Origin of the sequence: Alcaligenes sp. MMA (genome assembly GCF_020907215.1) — a bacterium.
GTDB lineage: Bacteria > Pseudomonadota > Gammaproteobacteria > Burkholderiales > Burkholderiaceae_B > Alcaligenes > Alcaligenes aquatilis.
The window spans coordinates 479,891-499,346 of sequence record NZ_JAJJPP010000002.1; the positions used below are offsets into that span (position 1 = coordinate 479,891).

At 56.1% G+C, this 19,456-nt stretch carries 16 protein-coding genes; 10 read left to right on the forward strand and 6 right to left on the reverse strand.

Features of this window, described 5'->3' with window-relative positions; translation table 11 throughout:
• The first annotated feature begins 10 nt into the window (after positions 1-10).
• Positions 11-547 (forward strand): isochorismatase family protein, encoded by a 537-nt coding sequence (locus LNA76_RS10730; protein WP_108728041.1) that lies wholly within the window; start codon positions 11-13, stop codon positions 545-547.
• 125 nt (positions 548-672) lie between these two features.
• On the forward strand, positions 673-900 hold the full coding sequence (locus LNA76_RS10735; RefSeq protein WP_094195732.1) for a glycine zipper 2TM domain-containing protein: 228 nt from the start codon (positions 673-675) through the stop codon (positions 898-900).
• 153 nt (positions 901-1,053) lie between these two features.
• Here LNA76_RS10735 and LNA76_RS10740 read toward each other — a convergent pair whose 3' ends face one another.
• The 5 genes from LNA76_RS10740 to LNA76_RS10760 form a co-directional block, all read right to left on the reverse strand.
• Positions 1,054-2,202 carry an aromatic ring-hydroxylating oxygenase subunit alpha gene (locus LNA76_RS10740; RefSeq protein ID WP_230019058.1) on the reverse strand — a complete coding sequence of 383 codons (1,149 nt, stop codon included), beginning with the start codon at positions 2,200-2,202 and terminating at the stop codon, positions 1,054-1,056.
• 259 nt (positions 2,203-2,461) lie between these two features.
• Positions 2,462-2,740 carry a cell division topological specificity factor MinE gene (minE, locus tag LNA76_RS10745; protein ID WP_042483380.1) on the reverse strand — a complete coding sequence of 93 codons (279 nt, stop codon included), beginning with the start codon at positions 2,738-2,740 and terminating at the stop codon, positions 2,462-2,464.
• A gap of 1 nt (position 2,741) precedes the next feature.
• Positions 2,742-3,557: a septum site-determining protein MinD gene (gene minD, locus LNA76_RS10750; RefSeq protein WP_094195734.1), complete on the reverse strand. Its 816-nt coding sequence runs from the start codon at positions 3,555-3,557 to the stop codon at positions 2,742-2,744.
• 223 nt (positions 3,558-3,780) lie between these two features.
• Positions 3,781-4,551: a septum site-determining protein MinC gene (minC, locus tag LNA76_RS10755; RefSeq protein WP_230019059.1), complete on the reverse strand. Its 771-nt coding sequence runs from the start codon at positions 4,549-4,551 to the stop codon at positions 3,781-3,783.
• Between the two features lie 10 nt (positions 4,552-4,561).
• Positions 4,562-6,319, reverse strand: coding sequence for a glutamine--tRNA ligase/YqeY domain fusion protein (locus tag LNA76_RS10760; protein WP_230019060.1), 1,758 nt, complete (start codon positions 6,317-6,319; stop codon positions 4,562-4,564).
• A gap of 161 nt (positions 6,320-6,480) precedes the next feature.
• On the opposite strand from LNA76_RS10760, the gene LNA76_RS10765 reads away from it, so the two are divergent.
• The 8 genes from LNA76_RS10765 to yfaE all read left to right on the forward strand — a co-directional run bounded on the left by LNA76_RS10765 (position 6,481) and on the right by yfaE (position 17,580).
• Positions 6,481-7,821: a cytochrome ubiquinol oxidase subunit I gene (locus LNA76_RS10765; protein WP_094195737.1), complete on the forward strand. Its 1,341-nt coding sequence runs from the start codon at positions 6,481-6,483 to the stop codon at positions 7,819-7,821.
• The gene (locus tag LNA76_RS10770) at positions 7,818-8,867 is read left to right on the forward strand and encodes a cytochrome d ubiquinol oxidase subunit II (protein ID WP_094195738.1); all 1,050 of its coding nucleotides are present in this window, start codon (positions 7,818-7,820) and stop codon (positions 8,865-8,867) included. Before LNA76_RS10765 ends, LNA76_RS10770 begins: the two co-directional genes overlap by 4 nt.
• An 8-nt stretch (positions 8,868-8,875) precedes the next feature.
• Positions 8,876-10,648: a ClcB-like voltage-gated chloride channel protein gene (locus LNA76_RS10775; RefSeq protein ID WP_230019061.1), complete on the forward strand. Its 1,773-nt coding sequence runs from the start codon at positions 8,876-8,878 to the stop codon at positions 10,646-10,648.
• Between the two features lie 21 nt (positions 10,649-10,669).
• Positions 10,670-11,806, forward strand: coding sequence for a hypothetical protein (locus LNA76_RS10780; protein ID WP_230019062.1), 1,137 nt, complete (start codon positions 10,670-10,672; stop codon positions 11,804-11,806).
• Positions 11,807-11,815: 9 nt separating this feature from the next.
• On the forward strand, positions 11,816-13,642 hold the full coding sequence (gene recQ, locus LNA76_RS10785; RefSeq protein WP_094195741.1) for a DNA helicase RecQ: 1,827 nt from the start codon (positions 11,816-11,818) through the stop codon (positions 13,640-13,642).
• A gap of 198 nt (positions 13,643-13,840) precedes the next feature.
• Entirely contained in the window at positions 13,841-16,120 is a 2,280-nt protein-coding gene (gene nrdA, locus LNA76_RS10790) for a class 1a ribonucleoside-diphosphate reductase subunit alpha (protein WP_094195742.1), read from the forward strand.
• 18 nt (positions 16,121-16,138) lie between these two features.
• Positions 16,139-17,275 carry a class Ia ribonucleoside-diphosphate reductase subunit beta gene (nrdB, locus tag LNA76_RS10795; protein WP_094195743.1) on the forward strand — a complete coding sequence of 379 codons (1,137 nt, stop codon included), beginning with the start codon at positions 16,139-16,141 and terminating at the stop codon, positions 17,273-17,275.
• Positions 17,272-17,580 (forward strand): class I ribonucleotide reductase maintenance protein YfaE, encoded by a 309-nt coding sequence (gene yfaE, locus LNA76_RS10800; RefSeq protein WP_094195744.1) that lies wholly within the window; start codon positions 17,272-17,274, stop codon positions 17,578-17,580. The genes nrdB and yfaE overlap by 4 nt, the downstream gene beginning before the upstream one ends.
• 16 nt (positions 17,581-17,596) lie before the next feature.
• Here the strand turns inward: yfaE and LNA76_RS10805 are convergent, their stop codons facing one another.
• On the reverse strand, positions 17,597-19,411 hold the full coding sequence (locus LNA76_RS10805; protein ID WP_108728036.1) for an ATP-binding cassette domain-containing protein: 1,815 nt from the start codon (positions 19,409-19,411) through the stop codon (positions 17,597-17,599).
• Between the last annotated feature and the right edge of the window lie 45 nt (positions 19,412-19,456).

Here is a 19,456-nt window from a genome sequence, read left to right on the forward strand (position 1 = left end):
GGAAAGTGCCATGCCTGTGCTCAATGCCCACCAGTCTTTCGTCTTGATTGTTGATATGCAAACCGGGCTCTTGCCCGCTATCGCAGACCACCAAGCCTTGGTCGAACGGGCCGGGAAGCTGGCACAGGCGGCCCGCCTTTTAGGGGTGCCGGTTCTGGCAACCGAGCACTGGGCCGGGAAAATCGGCCCGACTGATCCAGCCTTGTTGCCCCACATAGACAAAGTGCTGCATAAAACCCATTTCGATGCCACGCGTGAAACCGATTTTTTGCCAGCCTTGCCTGTAGGACGCACGCGCGTTTTGTTACTGGGTACAGAGTCTCATGTGTGTGTGTTACAAACTGGCCTGGGTTTGATGGAGCGTGGTTATGAGCCGGTACTGGTCGGCGATTGCGTCGGCTCGCGTCATCCCCAGTCCCGCCAGGCCGCCTGGGATCGCTGGGCGATGCACGGACTGGAGCGCGTTAGCGCCGAAATGGCCATGTTTGAATGGCTGGAAACGCCAGCTAACCCCGCATTCAAGCAGGTTCTGGCCTTGATTAAATAAACTGAACAAAAGCTGAATTACATCTGTTGCGTTACCTAACAATCGGGTCTGGACTAATCTGCTCCATAGGGTGAAGATAGACTTTAACGCCGTGTTAAGCACGGAGACTTCACGGAGGTTTACGGATGAAAATGACGACTATCACTAAAGTAGGTATGGCCACGGTTCTAGCCGTCGTGATGGCGGGCTGCTCTTCCTGGGATAGTATGAGCAAGCGTCAGAAGGGGGCCGTTACAGGCGCTGGTGTGGGTGGCGTGGCCGGGGCGGTGATTACTGGCGGCGGCGTACTGGGCACTGTGGGCGGCGCAGCGATTGGTGGTGTGATTGGCGACCAGGTCGGCAAGAACCGTTAAATTGAAGATTGTTTGGTTGAGCTGACACGCTCGCCGAAGCAAAAAGCCTCAAGGCATTGGGAATGGATCCCGACCTTGAGGCTTTTTTCATGATGCGTCCAACAGGCGTTTGCTGCTGTGCCTGTGCGCGATTTCTGACAGGCATGTCCGGATCTATCGGTACGCATCCTCATCCATCATGGAGCGATACCACTCGTGAAAGTGCTTCATGCCATCTTCTAGTGGTGACTGGTAAGGGCCAACTTCTGATACCCCGCGTTCCATCAAGGCGCGGCGGCCAGCATCCATGCGCTCGGCAATCTCGTCATCTTCTACTGCGGTCTCCATATAGGCGGCGCGTTGTGCTTCTACAAAATCCCGCTCGAAGGCCACGATGTCTTCCGGGTAGTAAAACTCCACCACATTTATGGTTTCCTGCGGCCCCTTGGGGTACAGCGTGGAGAGCACCAGTACGTGCGGGTAGATCTCGATCATGTGGGTGGGGAAATAGGTTACCCAGACTGCACCGAAGTCCGGTGCTTCGCCCTGACGGTAGGCCAGCAGATTGTCATGCCATTGGCGATAGGTGGGTGAGCCCGGCTTAGCCAGAGCCTGATGCACACCGACTCGTTGCAGGCTGTACCAGTCGCTGAACTCCCACTCCAGATCGTCGCAGGTCACGAACTGACCCAGGCCGGGGTGGAAGGGGGCGACGTGATAGTCCTCCAGATAGACCTCGATGAAGGTCTTCCAGTTGTAGTTGCACTGGTGGATTTCGACGTGATCGAGCACATAGTCCTGAAAGTCGAACTCGGGGCGGCTGAATAAGGCGGCCATATCCTTGGCTGGATCGCGTGGGCCTTCAAACAGCAAGCCATGGCAGTCCTGCAAGGGGTAGCGCTCCAGGTTCAGACAGGGTTTGTCTTTGAAGCGAGGTGCCGCCAGCAAGTTGCCTTGAGCGCTATAAGTCCAGTTGTGCAAGGGGCAGACAATGTTGCCTCCAGTGCTGCTCAGGGAGCCATGGCTGGCCTGATTAGGTTGGCCGGGCATGCCACCTAGCATCAGGGCCTGACGGTGTCTGCAGACGTTAGAGAGTAGTTCTACGCCGTGGTGGCTCCGTATCAGCGTACGGGCGGCATTTTCCTGAATCAAGGTGCGCCAGTCGCCGGGTTCGGGAACGAGTTTTTCATTACCGACGTATAAGGCGGACTGCTGAAAAATACGCTCTTGTTCGCGCTCGAACAGAGCATGGTCAAAATAGGCGCTAACAGGAAGCTGGGGGTGAGCGGGCACAAGACGTGCCATCTGACCGAGCTCGGTCATGATTCCCTCCGCATGGGTCAATAAGCCAGGCCTCTGGGGGCATTGGATGGCATGGCTTGCCATCTCTGGCGCGAAGAAAAATCGGAACTGGCCGATTACCAAGGCGAAATTGTACCTTATCTATTAGCCACCTAGCCGCATTGCGCCAGTCGTCACAGGTGTTTTTCGCCTTGCTTTTGGTATAGGGAGCTGCCAAGAAAATGGCCATCCGCATGGGATGGCCATTTCAAGCAGCAAGCGTTTGATTGCCAGTGGCGCTTTACTTGTTTTCCAGCGCACTGGCATCAATTTGCGGCATTTCGATTTTGACTTCCAGCACTTCCAGCGAGTCCTGGCGATCAAGGTTTACCTTGATGTCATCGGGATTAATCTTCACGTAGCGCGAGATGACCTCGACCAGCTCTTTTTGCAAGCGGGGCAAGTAGTCCGGGGCAACCCCACCTTGACCACGTTCGTTAATGAGGATCAGTTGCAGACGGTCTTTGGCGACCGTTGCCGAGGTTTTCTTGTGACCGAGCAGGAAGGACAGGAAAGACATATTACTTTCCTCCGAACAGGCGCTTGAATAGCCCTGGTTTTTCGTAATCCACAAAACGCAACGGTTTTTCACCACCCAGGTAACGATCTACGATGTCCTGATAGGCCTGGGACACATCACTTTCTTTGAGATGGATAACGGGTACTCCTTGGTTGGATGCTTGCAGCACGGTTTCCGACTCGGGAGTGACCCCAATCAGTTTGATGCGCAAGATATCTTCCACGTCCTGCAAGGACAGCATCTCGCCGTCCGATACGCGCTTGGGGCTGTAACGGGTCAGCAGCAAATATTCTTTGATGGGCTCTTTGCCTTGTTCACCACGGCGCGATTTGGCGGCCAAAATGCCCAGGATGCGGTCCGAGTCACGAACCGAGGACACCTCGGGGTTGGTCACAACCAGTGCATCGTCTGCGAAGTAGGAGGCCATCAAGGCGCCGGTTTCGATACCTGCGGGCGAATCGCACACAATGTATTCAAAACCCATGCCCTTGAGCTCTTCCAGTACTTTCTCCACGCCTTCGCGGGTCAGGGCGTCTTTGTCACGCGTCTGGGAAGCGGGCAGGATGAACAGATTTTCCAGCTGTTTGTCACGGATCAGGGCCTGGTTCAATGTGGCTTCGCCCTGGATCACGTTGACGAAGTCATACACTACGCGTCGCTCGCAACCCATGATCAGATCCAGGTTGCGCAAACCGACGTCAAAGTCGATGACCACGGTCTTGTGACCGCGCATCGCAAGACCAGATGCAAAACTGGCACTGGTGGTGGTTTTGCCCACACCACCCTTGCCGGAGGTCACTACAACTATACGCGCCATGACAATCGGATTCCTTTGTTTTTCAAGTCACATAATCGTAAAGCATAACGGGCCTTATTTTGACATCCGTTCTGCCACTTTACCTACTGCTTAGAAACAAAACATATCAATTGCTTTGTTCCGTGTCAGCTTACACGGTTGCACTTGCACTTGCTTGCTCTCAGGCGGGCTCTCAGTGCAAGCCACTATAAAAAGCGCCGGCAAATGCCGGCGCCTTGTACTGTCAGGGGCTCAGGGGATCAAATCTGAGCGTGTCGTCTTCCAGCGTGACCACGGCTGGCTTGTTGCGTAACTGCGCATCCAGTCGCGTTTCAATAATGCGATACACGCCGGCAATAGCGATCAGTTCCGGGTCCAGCTCGGTCGTGAAGATGCGTGCCTTGGTATCGCCACGGGCACCGGCCATGGCTTTGCCTCGCAGTGGGCCGTAAACATGGATATTGCCATCGGCCACTACTTCTGCGCCCTGACTGACTGCCCCGATCACAATCAGGTCGGTGTGGCGCGCGTAGATACGCTGGCCGGAGCGCAACTGACGGTTGATGAGAAGGGCAGCCGGGGCTTGAGCAGGCGGCGGTGGGGTGGGCGTTGCGGGTACCTGTTGCTGGGCCGTTTGCGATAGCACGGGCACGTACTTGTCCGGAGCTGCTTGGGCTTGAGGGCGGGCAGGTGGGTTGGACAGTTCAACGTGTGGCAAACCGCTGTCGATGGCGTTGTCGGCATGACCGGGGTGGGCAATGATGCCGACCGGATGCAGTTTGTGCTGACGCAGCGCGTCCACCAGTGCGGTCCAGTCCACCGGCGCGTCAATGGCGCTGGCATCGATGACGACGGGTTCGTCCTCAAAGAAGGAGCCAGCGTCTTTCATGCGTTGAGCCAGTGCGGCTAATTGCTCGGCCGTATCAGCCGAACGCAGCACCACTCGTACGGCGTACAGGGTGGCGCTTTTGAAATCCAGGGCTTGAGGCCCCTTGGCATGAGTCTGATCGTTCACGTCAATAGCCTTAGACCCAGGTGTCTTTCAGAGTCGTTGTACGGTTAAGAACGGGTTTTTCTGGTGTCGAATCCACACGGTCAGCCACAAAGTAGCCCAGGCGCTCAAACTGCCAGCGAGCATTGGGGGTGGCCTTGGTGCCGGGTTCCAGCCAGCCCTGAATCACGCGCAGCGAGTTCGGGTTGATGTGCTCCAGGAAGTCCTGGTCGGCCGCGTCGGGCTGGGGATGGGCAAAGAGACGGTCGTACAGACGGATCTCGGCGGCAATCGCGTGCTCGGCGCTGATCCAGGTGATATTGCCTTTGACCTTGACCGAGTCCGCACCGGGCGTGCCGCTCTTGGTGTCAGGCAGGTATTCAGCCAGAACCTGAGTGACATTGCCTTGCTCGTCTTTCACGCAGCCGGTGCAGCGCACGACATAGCCATATTTCAGACGCACGGTATTGCCGGGGAACAGGCGGAAGTACTTTTTAGGTGGCTCTTCCTTGAAGTCCTCGCGCTCGATGTACAGGCGACCGGAGAAAGGGAACTCGCGTTGACCGGCCTGCGGATTGTGCGGATTGCGCGGTGCGTGGCACAGCTCGCTGTGGCCTTCGGGGTAGTTGGTGATGATTAGTTCGATCGGATCCAGAATGGCAACGCTACGGTCGGCCACGGGATCCAGGTCATCGCGCAAAGCTTGTTCCAGCAAACTGTAGTCCACGTGCTGGGCGGCTTTGGACACACCCAGACGGTCAGTAAACAGACGGATGGCGCCGGCGCTGTAACCACGGCGACGCAAACCGGCCAAGGTAGGCATGCGCGGATCGTCCCAACCTGATACGCGGTTTTCCTGAACCAGTTGACGCAGTTTGCGCTTGCTGGTGACCACGTAGGACAGGTTCAAACGCGAAAACTCGTATTGTTTGGGCAATGGGTCGGATAACTGACCCAGCTCGACCAGACGCTCCAGAATCCAGTTGTAAAAGGGGCGCTGGTCTTCAAACTCCAGGGTGCACAGGCTATGGGTGATGCGCTCCAACGCATCTTCCACGGGGTGTGCCCAACTGTACATGGGGTAGATGCACCATTTGTCGCCCGTGCGATGGTGCTCCGCGTGGCGGATGCGGTACATGACCGGGTCGCGCATATTGATATTGGGCGAGCCCATGTCAACCTTGGCACGCAAGGCCATACTGCCATCGGGGTGCTTGCCGTCACGCATTTCGCGCAAGAGCTTGATGGATTCTTCGGCAGGGCGGTCGCGCCAGGGCGAGTTCACGCCTTTTTCGGTCAGGGTGCCACGGTTGATACGCATTTGTTCAGCGTTCTGTTCGTCAACGTAGGCATGACCCGCATTTACCAGTGCTTCGGCAAACTGGTACATATAGTCGAAGTAGTCGCTGGCAAAGTACAGGTTTTCTTCTTTCTTGAAGGTCCAGTCAAAGCCCAGCCATTTCACCATGTCGATAATGGCGTCCACGTACTCCTGCTCTTCTTTTTCAGGATTGGTGTCGTCAAAACGAAGGTGGCAGGCGCCTTGGTAGTCGCTGGCCAGCCCGAAGTTCAAACAGATACTTTTGGCGTGCCCGATGTGCAGATAGCCATTGGGCTCGGGGGGAAAGCGCGTACGAATACGCGCGGCATCAACAGCCGCCCCTTCCTGGGTGCTTGCCGGGCCCGGCTGACCGGCCCAGGTCTTTTGTGCGTAACGGCCAGCGCTCAAGTCCTGGTCGATGATCGTGCGCAGAAAATTAGATACGGGAGCGGGAGTGGTGTCAGAGGTCATACACGTTTGAAATAAAGAAGCCGACAGACGAATCGGCCATTTTGCCACGTTCTTGTTTTAGAGGGGTATTTACCCCATGAACGTGTTCTGAAAAATCAGGAGGAAACTTGGGGTAGTATGGTGGCGTTTGCTGGCCAATTCACCCTACACTAGCGCTCATTATGACGCACTCCGCCCTTTCCCTGTCTCATGCCCAGTTTTTCCTTAGTCTGGGATTCATGCTGCTGTTTCTGGCTCTGGAGCTGGGGTTGGCCTGGGTGTTGCTGTATTTCAAAGTCAGAACCTTCGGCAGCAACGCAACGGCCTGGATGGGCGCGTACCGTTTTTGGGTGCGTTTGTTCGCATTGGCGTTCATTTTAAGTTTTGCTGCGTCCATGCCGGTACTGATTCAGTTTGGCAGCGTCTGGCCAGGGCTGATGGCGCAGGTAGGTGATGTGATTGGCCCGATGCTGGCCGCCTCCATGTTGTCGTTGTTTATCTTCAAGTCCTGTTTTCTGGGTGTCATGCTGTTTGCCCAGCGTATGCTCTCCAATCTGGTTCATACCCTGGTGGTGCTGATGGTGGCCCTGGGCGTCACCGTGACGGCATTTTGGCTGGTGGCGATGGTGGCCTGGATGCAGGTGCCAACGGGGGTGGATGTTATTGAAGGCCATTACGTGGTGCTGGAGTGGCTGGATGTGCTCAGCACACCGGCCTTGCCGTGGTATGCCGGTCTGTTATTTGCAGGCAGTTTACTGACGGTCGCCTTTTTTATTTTGGGCGTGACTTGTGCGCAGACCATGCAAAAACCGGTTACCGATCAGGAGCGCCTGGCTTTTCGTAGTGCCTTGTTTTTAGGCGCCGCCGCTTGGCTGGCCCTGGTTTTTGCGGTGGTGGGCAATGGTTTCATGACAGCCGAGCATCAGCCTGCCAAGGCAGCGGCTACGGCAGCGTATTGGGAAAGCGGCTCGCAACCTGATCTGATTCTGGTCGCTGCGCCCTCGGCCATGCAGGACAGCGTCCTGGGTGTGTTGCGCTGGTCACACGCCGGTGGTCGCTGGCTGGGTCGCAATGACAGTGGCATCCTGATGGGTCTGGATCAGTTTTCTGAAGCCATGCCCCCCGTTACCTTGACCTTCTGGTCCTTTCGTGTGGCGGTGCTGGCCGGCGCATTGATGTTTTTTCTCTTGATGTGGGTCTGGTTGCGTACCCGTCGTTATGGCCTGGATCCGCATTCGCTTTCTTATAGAGAGCGCCAGGGTATGGTGGTCGCGTCTGTACTGGGCTGGATCATGTTGTTGGGCGGCGCAGCGTATGTCTTGCTGGGCTTTCTGCCTTATCTGGTAGGTAACGATATTCAGGCCGTACAAGTGCAAAGTACCGAACCTGTTTTTACTGTGGGACTGGGTTTGCTGTTTTATAGCCTGGTCTACGTCTTGTGCATGATTGGTTTTTTCCAGAAATTACGACATGCCGTTCGTTTTGGTGTGGTGCCGATCGCACGTCATCGGGGTCGGGCATGATTGATTCTTTTGCAAATGCGTTGGGTTTGGGGGCCCATGATCCCGCGTTCTGGATGCCGCTGGCCTTTTTGGCCCTGTTCTTTTTGATTATTGTGGCCGGTACGGTTCTGGATGGCTTCGATATTGGTGTGGGCTGCCTGTCCTTGCTGGCACCGGATTCCCTGCGCCCGCGCATGCTGTCCTTGCTTAGCCCTTGGCGCGATGCCAACGAATTCTGGTTGTTTCTGGGTTTGGGCTTGTTTGTCTGCGCCTTTCCTAAAGCCTGGGGTGCAGTGATGGGGGGACTGTATGCGCCTTTATGCGCCTTGGGCGTGGGTGTCTTTGTCCGCTCCGTCTCCTTTGAGTTCCGGCTGCGTGCACCGGTAGAGCGTCAGTCTCGCTGGCAAATGGGCTTTGCCCTGGGTTCCTGGTTGACGGCGTTCTCCCATGGCGTTTTGTTGGCACAAGTCGTGGTAGGTTTTCAAAGCGATGCGGGCTATATCTGGTTCTCTATCTTCATGGGCTTTTGCGCTATTGCCGCTTACTGCTTGTTGGGCGCCAGTTGGCTCATCATGCGCGAGGCAGGCGAACTGCGTGCCCGTGCAGTGAATTGGGGGCGTCGCTCGGTGCGTTGGTTTGCGGCCGGTGCGGTGGGCGTTTCGGTGGTGTTGGCCTTTGTGAATGCCGGTGTGCTGCTTAAATGGAGCGATGGGCCTTACTGGGGCTTGGTCCTGTTCTTGTGGGCCTTGATCCTTAGCTGCTTTGTGTCGATTGAAATGAGCCTGCAGCGCATGATCAACAGCAGCTATCGCACTACCGCCTTGCCCTTTTTGCTGACTTTGTTCGTCATGGTCTGTGTCATGGCGGGTTTGGCTTTCAGTTTCTTTCCCTATTTGATTCTGGACGAGATGACGATCTGGGACGCCGCCGCCGGGGTACCCGCCTTGAGCCTGATTCTGTCGGCGATTGTGATTACCTTGCCCATCGTGTTGATATTTAACGTGTGGGTGTATTGGCGTATGTTTGGATTGTCCCGCCCACCTTTGCCGCCCAGCTTTAAAGGCTGACCTTTTTTATGATTGCCCATTCCGTGCTGTCGATGCGCAAGCGTCTGCAGGGTTTCAAGTGGTTGTCTGACATGCCCGCCATGCTGGCCTGGGCGGTCTTGGCCGGTATCCTGGGGGCCTTGGCGACCTTGGCCTTTCATCAGGGCATGCGCTTTGTGCAGCAAGTGGTCACAGGACAGCACGGTGGCATCGTCGCGGTAACGGAAAGCTTGCCTTGGTACATGCGCCTTTTGTTTCCCACCTTGGGCGGTCTGTGTGCCGGTATCTTGTTGTGGCTGGCGGGGCGTCTGCCGTCGGGCAGCAATTCAGACTATATGGAAGCAGTGGCTATTGGTGATGGCCGTTTGTCCATTCGCCAGGGCTTGCTGCGATCCTTGTCCTCTTTGATGACGGTGGCCTCGGGCGGCTCTATTGGGCGGGAAGGGGCGATGGTACACCTGGCTTCCTTGTCTGCTTCTGCGATTGGCCGTTTCACGCTGTTTGGTGAAGCTCGTCTGCGTTTGCTGGTGGCTTGTGGTGCCGCAGCCGGGGTGGCTGCCGCCTATGGCACCCCTATTGCCGGCGCTGTGTTTGTGGCCGAGATTGTGCTGGGCACCATGACCATGAGCAGCTTTGGCCCCTTGTTGATGGCAGCCGTTAGTGCCCATCTGACCATGCGTGTGCTGGGCGGCTATCACGCCCCTTATGAAATGACCAATGTGCAGGCGGTTGCGGGTTGGGACATTCTGCCTTTTCTGGTTCTGGGAGTGCTGATTGGTCTGGCTGCGCCCGCTTTCTTGAAGTTGCTCAATCTGTTTCGCACCCTGTTCAAGCGTACCGGCCTGGGTCTGTCATTGCGTTTGGCGCTGGGGGGCCTGTTGCTGGGGCTTTTGCTGATTGTGATGCCGCGCGTGGCAGGTAACGGCTTCAGTGTCGTGTCTTCCATGCTGCATAGCGACTGGGCCTGGTACAGCGTGCTGCTGATTCTGGCACTCAAGGTTCTGGCGACGGGCCTGACAGTCGGTTCGGGCGCTGTCGGTGGTGTGTTCACCCCTGCGATCTTTGTGGGCGCCGCCTTTGGTACTTTATTTGGCCAGTTGAGCGTGTTGATCTTGCCGGGTCTGGACTTGCCTTTGTATCTGTTCACCCTGGTGGGCATGGGGGCGTTTTTGGGGGCGGCAACCAGTGCGCCCTTCATGGCCATTTTGATGCTGTTTGAAATGACATTGAGCTATCAGTTGGTGTTGCCGCTGATCGTGGCCTGTGTCATGGCCTATTTTGTCTCGCGGGGTGTGGCCGAGGTGGCCATGTATGAAGTCACACTGGTGCGCGAACGCGATGCCTTGCTACGTCACAAATTGCGTCACACCACCTTGGCCGAGTTGGTGCGTCCGGCCGATACCGTGGTCAGCACCACCACCCAAATGCGTGATGCCTTGCAGATGTTTCTGGATTATCCCGTGCGCTATCTTTATGTGGTGGACGAGGAGCAGATCTATCAAGGTGTGATTGCCCAGCCTGACCTGACCCGGATGTTGTTGGACGACAACGCTGCCCAGGAGCGTGTGGTGGGCGATATTTTGCGTATGGATTTCGTCAAGACGCTCTACCCGAATATGAGCCTGGACGAGGCTCAGGAGCACTTTGTCAGCTTTGCTGGAGAGCGCTTGCCTGTATTGAATGGTGACGGCTCGGGCCGCCTGATTGGTGTAGTCTATAAGTCTGCTGTGCTGGAAAAATACTCCGCCATCAAACGCTCCTTGGATGCGAGCGGCGAAGTGATGTTGGATGCCCGGCGCTAAACTCTTTTTGTGACATAAACCATGCGTACCAAAGCTTGCCAGCGAGGCTTGGCAGGCGGGCTGATTGTCGGTCTTGCCATGCTGTTCGCTGTTCCATTGGCCACTGCTCAAAACCGTGTCGGGCTGGAGAACCTGTCTGCCACGCAGGTGTATGGTGTGGATGAGGCCCAGTCGATTCCCTCTCAGGACCTTCCCCCGGTAGAGCCGTTTTTTGATGCTTCGCAATGGCATCGCCAGGGCGACCAGGATTTGCTCAACCCTGCCGCGTCCCTTGATTTTTCTTTTTCTGATTTCAGCCTGAGCGGTTCCACTACTGCCAGTCTGGCTCGCTCCATTCAATATAGTCAGCAGTCCTCGCCGATCTGGAATGGGCGCTGGTTGAGCAGCGCACCCGATCAGGTCTGGCAGTTTGGCGAGCGCAATTGGCGCTACGTCAATGAAGATGGCTTGCAGTTGACCCTAGGTAATGACACGGTGACGGCCCCAGACTGGGCTCGGCCTGTGGAGCTGGGCGGCATCAATATTACCCAGCAGTTTGAACAAGGCCCGGCTGGTCCTTGGCGCTATGCGCTGGCCGTCGGTGCGCTGGATATAACCGGCAAGCAAGACAATGGGGATCTGGTGTACGGATCGTCGGCAAGCAGCTTGATGGTCAGCACCGACGTCACCAGCAGGACCAGTATTGATACCCAGATGGAAAGCGCGCGTGATTTTGGCCTGACCGGGGTGGGCGCTACCTACCGTTCTCCTGATTTTGGGGTGTGGCAGGCCAGTGTGGCCAAGGCTTCCCATGCGGTGGGGCAGGGCTGGCGCTATCAGGCAGCTTACGGCCTGGATGTGTTGGATGATTTGCACCTGCAATGGCAAGGCGAACGCTACCAGGATCACTTCCTGGATCTAAGCCGCTATCAGGGCATGAAGATCGATGCGGCCAGCAGCCGACAGGTGGTGGGGCTGTCCGTGCCTTTGCGTCGCTGGGGCGAGGTCAAGACCCAGTACGAGGTGCAGCAGGCAATGGCCGGTGGGCAGAATCGCTACCTTGGGGTCACGCAGCAGTTCTGGTACAGTCCCCACCTTAGGGTGGGTTTGCAAGCTCGCCGTCATCTGGAAAGTCGCCAGTCGAACATCGCGCTGCGTTTTTCTATTCCGATTTTTTAAGCAGGCGGCATGGCCCAGTCAGCACTTGAGGTTCTTCAGGAAGTTTTTGGTTATGACAGTTTTCGTGGTTCTCAGCACGAGATTATCGAGACCCTGATCCAAGGCGGTGATGCCCTGGTCTTGATGCCCACCGGCGGCGGAAAATCGCTCTGTTACCAGATTCCTGCTTTGGTGCGACCCGGCACCGGCGTGGTCGTGTCCCCTCTGATTGCCTTGATGCAGGATCAGGTGGATGCGCTCAATGAATTGGGTGTGAATGCCGCCTATCTGAACTCCACCCAGGATTGGCAGACCGCCCGCGAGGTCGAGCGCGAGTTTCTGACGGGACAACTGGACTTGCTCTATGTCGCCCCTGAGCGTTTGCTGACAGATCGCTGCCTGGATTTGCTGGCACGCGGCCAGGTCTCCTTGTTTGCCATTGATGAAGCCCACTGCGTATCGCAATGGGGGCACGACTTCCGCCCGGAGTATCTGGGCCTGGATTTGCTGGCTCAGCGCTGGCCAGGGGTGCCACGGGTTGCCTTGACGGCCACTGCCACTCAGTTGACGCGGGTAGAAATTGCCCAGCGCCTGAAGCTGGAAGAGGCCCGGCATTTTGTCGCCAGTTTTGATCGCCCCAATATTTGCTATCGCATCATCGAAAAGAACGAGGTGCGCAAGCAGCTCTTGAGTTTTATTCAGGAAGAGCACTCGGGCGATGCGGGAATTGTGTATTGTTTGTCGCGCTCTCGCGTGGAGGACACGGCCGAGTTTCTGTGCAAGAACGGTATTCATGCCTTGCCCTACCACGCAGGGCTGGATGCACAGCAACGCGCCATCAACCAGGCTCGCTTTCTTCGAGAAGAAGGGGTGGTCATGGTGGCGACCATTGCTTTTGGCATGGGCGTCAATAAACCGGATGTGCGTTTTGTGGCTCACATTGACCTGCCCAAATCGGTAGAAGGGTATTACCAGGAAACCGGGCGAGCAGGGCGCGATGGTGAAGCCGCTACCGCCTGGCTGGCCTATGGCCTGCAAGACGTGGTGCAGTTGCATCGCATGATTAACCAGTCGCAAGGCGATGCGGCACACCGGCGCCAGCAAGGCCATGCGCTCGATGCCATGCTGGGCCTGTGCGAAACCATTTCCTGCCGCCGTCAGCGCTTGCTGGCCTATTTCGATCAGCAGATCGAACCGTGTGGGAACTGCGATACTTGCCTGGAGGCTCCAGAAGCCTGGGATGGCACTGTGGCCGCGCAGAAAATGCTGTCCACTATTTATAGATTGTGGCGCGAGCGTGGCCAGCGCTTTGGCGCCGGCCATCTTATTGATATTTTGTTGGGCAAGCTGACCGAGCGTGTCAAAGAGCATGAGCATGACAAGCTCACCGTCTTTGGTGTGGGCAAGGAACTGACCGATCAGGCTTGGCGCGGGGTGCTGCGCCAGTTGCTGGCGCATAGTCTGGTCGCGGTCGACCCGGAAGGGTACGGCACCTTGTTGCTGACCGAGGCCAGCCGAGAAGTGCTCAAAGGGGAGCGCACCTTGATGTTGCGGCGCGAAACCGTAACACGTGGACCAGCCGCCCATCGCGTAAAAGGTCAGGCGCCTGCCGGACCTGCTCTGGAGCCCGACCAACAGCGACGGTTCGAGGCTTTGCGCGCCTGGCGTGCCACTACCGCACGCGAACACGGCGTACCGGCCTATGTCATTTTCCATGACGCCACTTTGCGGGAAGTTGCCATCCGTTGCCCCAGCTCAGAGGCTGATCTGGAGCCGATTACAGGCATAGGTGTACGCAAAAGAGAAGCCTATGGCGAGGCTTTGCTGCGCTGCGTTCAAGAACTGCAAACACAATAAAAATTGTTAATGGCGCAAAGATTGGTTGCATTTTTTTTGCGCTGAATTTGCGTTGCAAAGACAAATCCGCTATTCGCTCAATCCGCTATATGTAGTAGAATGGCGGCAATATCACACTATATATGGTGTGCATCAACTGACGCTGGCGGCTGCAAAAGCCGCGTCCCCCGTCAATCACCACCGATTTCCGAGACTGACATGCAATCAACCGAACAGTTAATGGTCACTAAGCGAGATGGCCGTACAGAACCTATTAACCTCGACAAGATTCACCGAGTAGTTGATTGGGCTGCTGAAGGTCTGAGTAATGTGTCCGTCTCTCAAGTAGAGCTGCGCTCTCACATTCAGTTCTACAACGGCATTCGCACCAGCGATATTCACGAAACCATCATCAAGTCGGCGGCGGATCTGATCTCTGAAGATACGCCTGACTACCAATATCTGGCCGCCCGCCTGGCGATTTTCCACCTGCGCAAAATCGCTTTTGGCCAGTTTGAGCCTCCCAGCCTGTTTGATCATGTGACCTTGCAAACCAAGGAGGGTCGCTACGATCCGCATCTGTTGCAAGACTACACGCGCGCCGAGTTCGATGAGCTGGATGCGCATCTGGATCACTGGCGTGACATGAACTTCTCTTACGGTGCCGTCAAGCAGTTGGAAGGCAAGTATCTGATTCAAAACCGCGTGACCAAGCGCATCTACGAAAGTCCCCAGTTCCTGTACATGCTGGTGGCCATGTGCTTGTTTGCCCGTTACCCGGCCGATACTCGCCTGGGCTTTATCAAGCGCTTTTACGACGCCGTATCGCAATTCAAGATTTCCTTGCCCACGCCCATCATGGCTGGCGTGCGCACACCCACCCGTCAATTCAGCTCTTGCGTGCTGATCGAATGTGACGACAGCCTGGACAGCATCAATGCTACGACCAGCGCCATTGTTCGTTACGTGTCACAGCGTGCCGGTATCGGTATCAACGGTGGACGTATTCGCGCTGTAGGCAGCGAAATTCGGGGTGGTGAAGCACAACACACAGGCTGCCTGCCTTTCTTCAAGATGTTCCAGGCTGCGGTGAAGTCCTGCTCGCAGGGCGGCGTGCGCGGCGGTGCGGCAACCTTGTTCTACCCCATGTGGCACCTGGAAGTGGAAACACTGCTGGTCCTGAAGAACAACCGTGGTGTGGAAGAAAACCGTATCCGTCACCTGGACTACGGCGTTCAGATCAACCGTTTGTTGTACCAGCGCCTGATCAAGGGCAGCCACATCACGCTGTTCTCGCCGCATGACGTGCCCGGTTTGTACGAAGCCTTCTTTGCCGACCAGGACGAGTTCGAGCGTCTGTACGAGATGTACGAGCAAGATCCCGCCATCCGCAAGCGCAGCCTGCCTGCCGTGGAGCTTTTCTCTTTGCTGATGCAAGAGCGCGCCAGCACCGGCCGTATCTACATTCAGAACGTGGACCATTGCAACACGCATAGCCCATTCCAGGCTGACCGCGCTCCTGTGCGCCAGTCTAATCTGTGCATGGAAATCGCTCTGCCCACCAAGCCCTTGAACGATCTGAACGATCCTGAAGGTGAAATCGCACTGTGCACTCTGTCGGCTTTCAACCTGGGGGCTCTGGAGTCCCTGGACGAGCTGGACGGCCTGGCTGAACTGATTGTTCGTGCTCTGGATGCCTTGCTGGACTACCAGGATTACCCGGTCAAGGCCGCGCTGAATGCAACCAACAAGCGTCGTTCCCTGGGCGTTGGCGTTATCAACTACGCGTACTACCTGGCCAAGAACGGCACCCGCTACTCCGATCCTGCTGCCTTGGGTTTGACCCACCGCACGTTTGAAGCCATCCAGTACTACCTGTTGAAGGCTTCGGTGCAGTTGTCGCGCGAATACGGTCCTTGCGAGGCCTTCGACGAAACCACGTACGCCGCTGGTTTGCTGCCTACCGACACGTACAAGAAAGACGTGGACGGTATTTGCAACGAGCCGTTGCACCTGGATTGGGAAGCCCTGCGTGCTGACATCGTCAAGCATGGTCTGCGTAACTCGACCCTGACCGCCCTGATGCCGTCGGAAACCTCCAGCCAGATCGCCAATGCCACCAACGGTATTGAGCCCCCGCGTGGTTTGGTGTCCGTCAAGCAATCCAAGGATGGCATCCTGCGTCAGGTAGTGCCTGAATTTGAAAAATATAAGGATCAGTACGAATTGCTATGGCAAATGCCCGGCAACGACGACTACCTGAAGTTGGTTGGCGTGATGCAGAAGTTTGTCGATCAGTCGATCTCTGCAAACACCAACTATGACCCACAGCGGTTTGAGGGTGGTCGCGTCCCGATGAAGCAACTGCTCAGGGACTTGCTGCTGGCCTACAAATACGGTGTGAAGACCTTGTACTACCACAACACCCGCGACGGAGCGGATGATTCGCATGGCGAAGTAGAGGACGACGGTTGCGCAGGCGGCGCGTGCAAGATCTAAGCAAGGGTAAAGAGCATCATGACTACCTATAGTACTTTTTCTAAAACGGATAACGATCAGCTCAAAGAGCCCATGTTCTTTGGGCAGCCGGTTAACGTAGCGCGTTACGACCAACAGAAATATCCGATTTTTGAAAAGCTGATTGAAAAACAGCTGTCCTTTTTCTGGCGCCCAGAAGAAGTCGATATTACTCAGGACCGGATCGACTATCAGAACCTGCCTGATCATGAAAAGCACATTTTCATCAGCAACCTGAAATATCAAACCTTGCTGGACTCAATCCAGGGGCGTAGCCCCAATGTGGCCTTCCTGCCCCTGGTGTCGATTCCAGAGCTGGAAACCTGGATCGAAACCTGGGCGTTTTCCGAGACGATTCACTCACGCTCGTACACGCACATCATTCGCAATATTGCCAATGATCCGTCCGTTATCTTTGACGACATCGTGCGTAACGAGAACATCCAGTTGCGTGCCGCCGATATTTCGTCGTATTACGACGACCTGATCAGTGACACCATGTTGTACGCCCAGTTGGGGGCTGGTGAACATGAGATCAACGGCGAGACTCGCACGTTGAGCCTCTATGAGCTAAAAAAGAAGCTGTATCTGTGCATGATGAGCGTCAATATTCTTGAGGCCATCCGCTTTTACGTCAGCTTTGCCTGCTCCTTTGCCTTTGCCGAGCGCAAGTTGATGGAAGGTAATGCCAAGATCATTCGCCTGATCGCTCGTGATGAAGCGCTGCACCTGACTGGTACGCAGCACATCATTAATATCTTGCGTTCTGGTAGTGACGATCCTGAGTTCGCTCAGATCGCTCATGAGCTAGAGCCGGTGTGTTTTGACATGTTCAAAGACGCGGCCGAGCAGGAGAAGCAGTGGGCGGATTACCTGTTTCGCGACGGTTCCATGATTGGCCTGAACAAAGACATTCTGAGCCAGTATGTGGAATACATCACCAATATCCGTATGGGTGCAGTGGGCCTGAAGCCTGCGTTTGAGTCTGTCAAACACAATCCCATTCCATGGATCAACACCTGGTTGTCCTCGGACACCGTGCAGGTGGCACCTCAAGAGGTGGAGTTGAGCTCTTACCTGGTCGGTCAGATTGATTCGGCCGTGTCGGCTGGCGACTTCGACGGTATTGAGCTATGAGTCTAGTCCGGACAACTGATGATTACTTTCAGTTGCGGGACGGCGAAACCTTGTTGGAAGGTTTGGAGCGAACCGGCCATCAGGTCGAGTACCAATGCAGGAGCGGCTATTGCGGCTCCTGCCGTATTCCTCTTGTTTATGGAAAGGTTGCCTATAAAGAGCAGCCCTTAGCGTATGTCGGCCCAGGCGAGGTTCTGCCGTGTTGTTGCACGGTACTCGAGCCGATCATGGTCGATTGTCAGCGCGTTGCCCGGACTGAAGAGGAATCTGTGGATCAGTTCGGCTTTACAGGGCTGAATCCCTGATTCCTCCGTCTCCCCTTTAGCTGGCTAAGCGTTTTTCTTCCAGTTTTTCCCAGCGTTCAAATAGCTGCTCCAAGTCTTTATTGAGCTGATCCAGTTGGCTGTTGATCTCGTCGGCCAGGGTAGAGCCATCTTTATAGAGATCCGGTGCGCTTAGTTGTTCTGCCAGTTCGGCTTGCTGGCTTTCTATGGCTGCAATTTTCTCGGGCAGCGCTTCCAGTTCCTTTTCTTCCCATGGCGCCAGACGGCCAGGCTTGGCAGTCTTGGTGTTGCGCTCGGTGGCAGATTTTTCGGCTGCGGCTGGCGCTGGAGCACTGCTGGCCGCTGTCTCGGTTCTGGTTTGCGGACGTTGTGCCAGCCACTCGTCGTAGCCACCTACATATTCACCCCAATGGCCGTCGCCCTCAGCAGCAATGACCTGAGTAACTACGTTGTCCAGGAAGGTACGGTCGTGGCTGACCAGCAGCACAGTGCCGGTGTAATCCTGAATCAGGTCTTCCAGCAGTTCCAGCGTTTCAATGTCCAGATCGTTAGTCGGCTCGTCCAGCACCAATACATTCGTGGGTTGGGCGAACATACGGGCCAGCGCCAGACGGGCACGCTCACCGCCGGACAGACTACGTACAGGGGAGTGAGCGCGGGCGGCGGGGAACAGAAAGTCCTCCAGGTAACTCATGATGTGCTTGCGCTGATTGCCAATTTCCACCCACTCGCTGCCAGGGCTGATGGTGTCAGCCAGCGTGGCGTTTTCGTCCAGGCGGCTACGCATCTGGTCAAAGTAACCAATATTCAGTTTGGTGCCGTGGCGTACTACACCGGAATTGGGTTCCTGCAAACCCAGCATGATGCGCAATAAGGTGGTCTTGCCTGCGCCGTTGTGGCCGATTAGACCAATACGGTCGCCACGCATCAGCACGGTCGAGAAGTCTTTGATCAGGATGCGGCCATCGTAGCCGTGTGTGACGCCTTGCAGTTCCGCAACCAGTTTGCCGGAGCGTTGGCCCTCAGAAATGGCGAATTTGACGTCGCCCGAACGTTCGCGACGCTCGGCACGGTCACGGCGTAATTGTTCCAGACGGCGCACCCGGCCCTCGTCGCGGGTGCGGCGCGCTTGCACGCCCTTACGAATCCAGACTTCTTCCTGGGCCAGGAATTTGTCGAATTTGGCATTTTGTTGCTTTTCCGCTTCCAGGAACTCTGCTTTGCGTTCCTGCCATTGGCTGAAGTTGCCGGGAAAGCTGAAGAGTTTTCCACGATCCAGCTCGATGATGCGGGTAGTTACCACATCCAGGAATCGGCGGTCGTGGGTAATGATGACGGCACTGCCGCGAAAATCCAGCAGCAACTGTTCCAGCCAAAGAATGCCGTCAAAGTCCAGGTGGTTGGTGGGCTCGTCCAGTAAGAGCAGATCAGGCTCTTCCACCAGCGCATTGGCCAGGGCCACGCGTTTGCGCTGGCCGCCAGACAGGCTGCCGGTCAGGGCGTCGGGGTCCAGCCCCAGCTTGTCCATCAGAGCATTGACTCGGGCAGGGCGTTGCCAGTCCTCGGTTTCGGTGAAGTCGCCACACAGAAAGTCGTAAATGCTGACTTCGGGATCTAGCTCGGGTTCTTGCTCGACGGTGGCAATTTTCAGCCCACCCAGTCGTTTGATCTGGCCGTCGTCAGGCGCCTGGCGTTGATCCAGAATTTTCAGAAGTGATGATTTGCCAGCACCATTGCGCCCGATCAGACCGATGCGTTCGTTTTTTTGTATGACCAGATCGGCATGGTCCAGCAAGGGATGGTGGCCGAATGCCAACTGGACATCGGTCAGGGAAATCAGATTGTTGGACATAAGACTCCAGATAAAACAGCGCGTCCTGCGAATTTCTCTATTGTC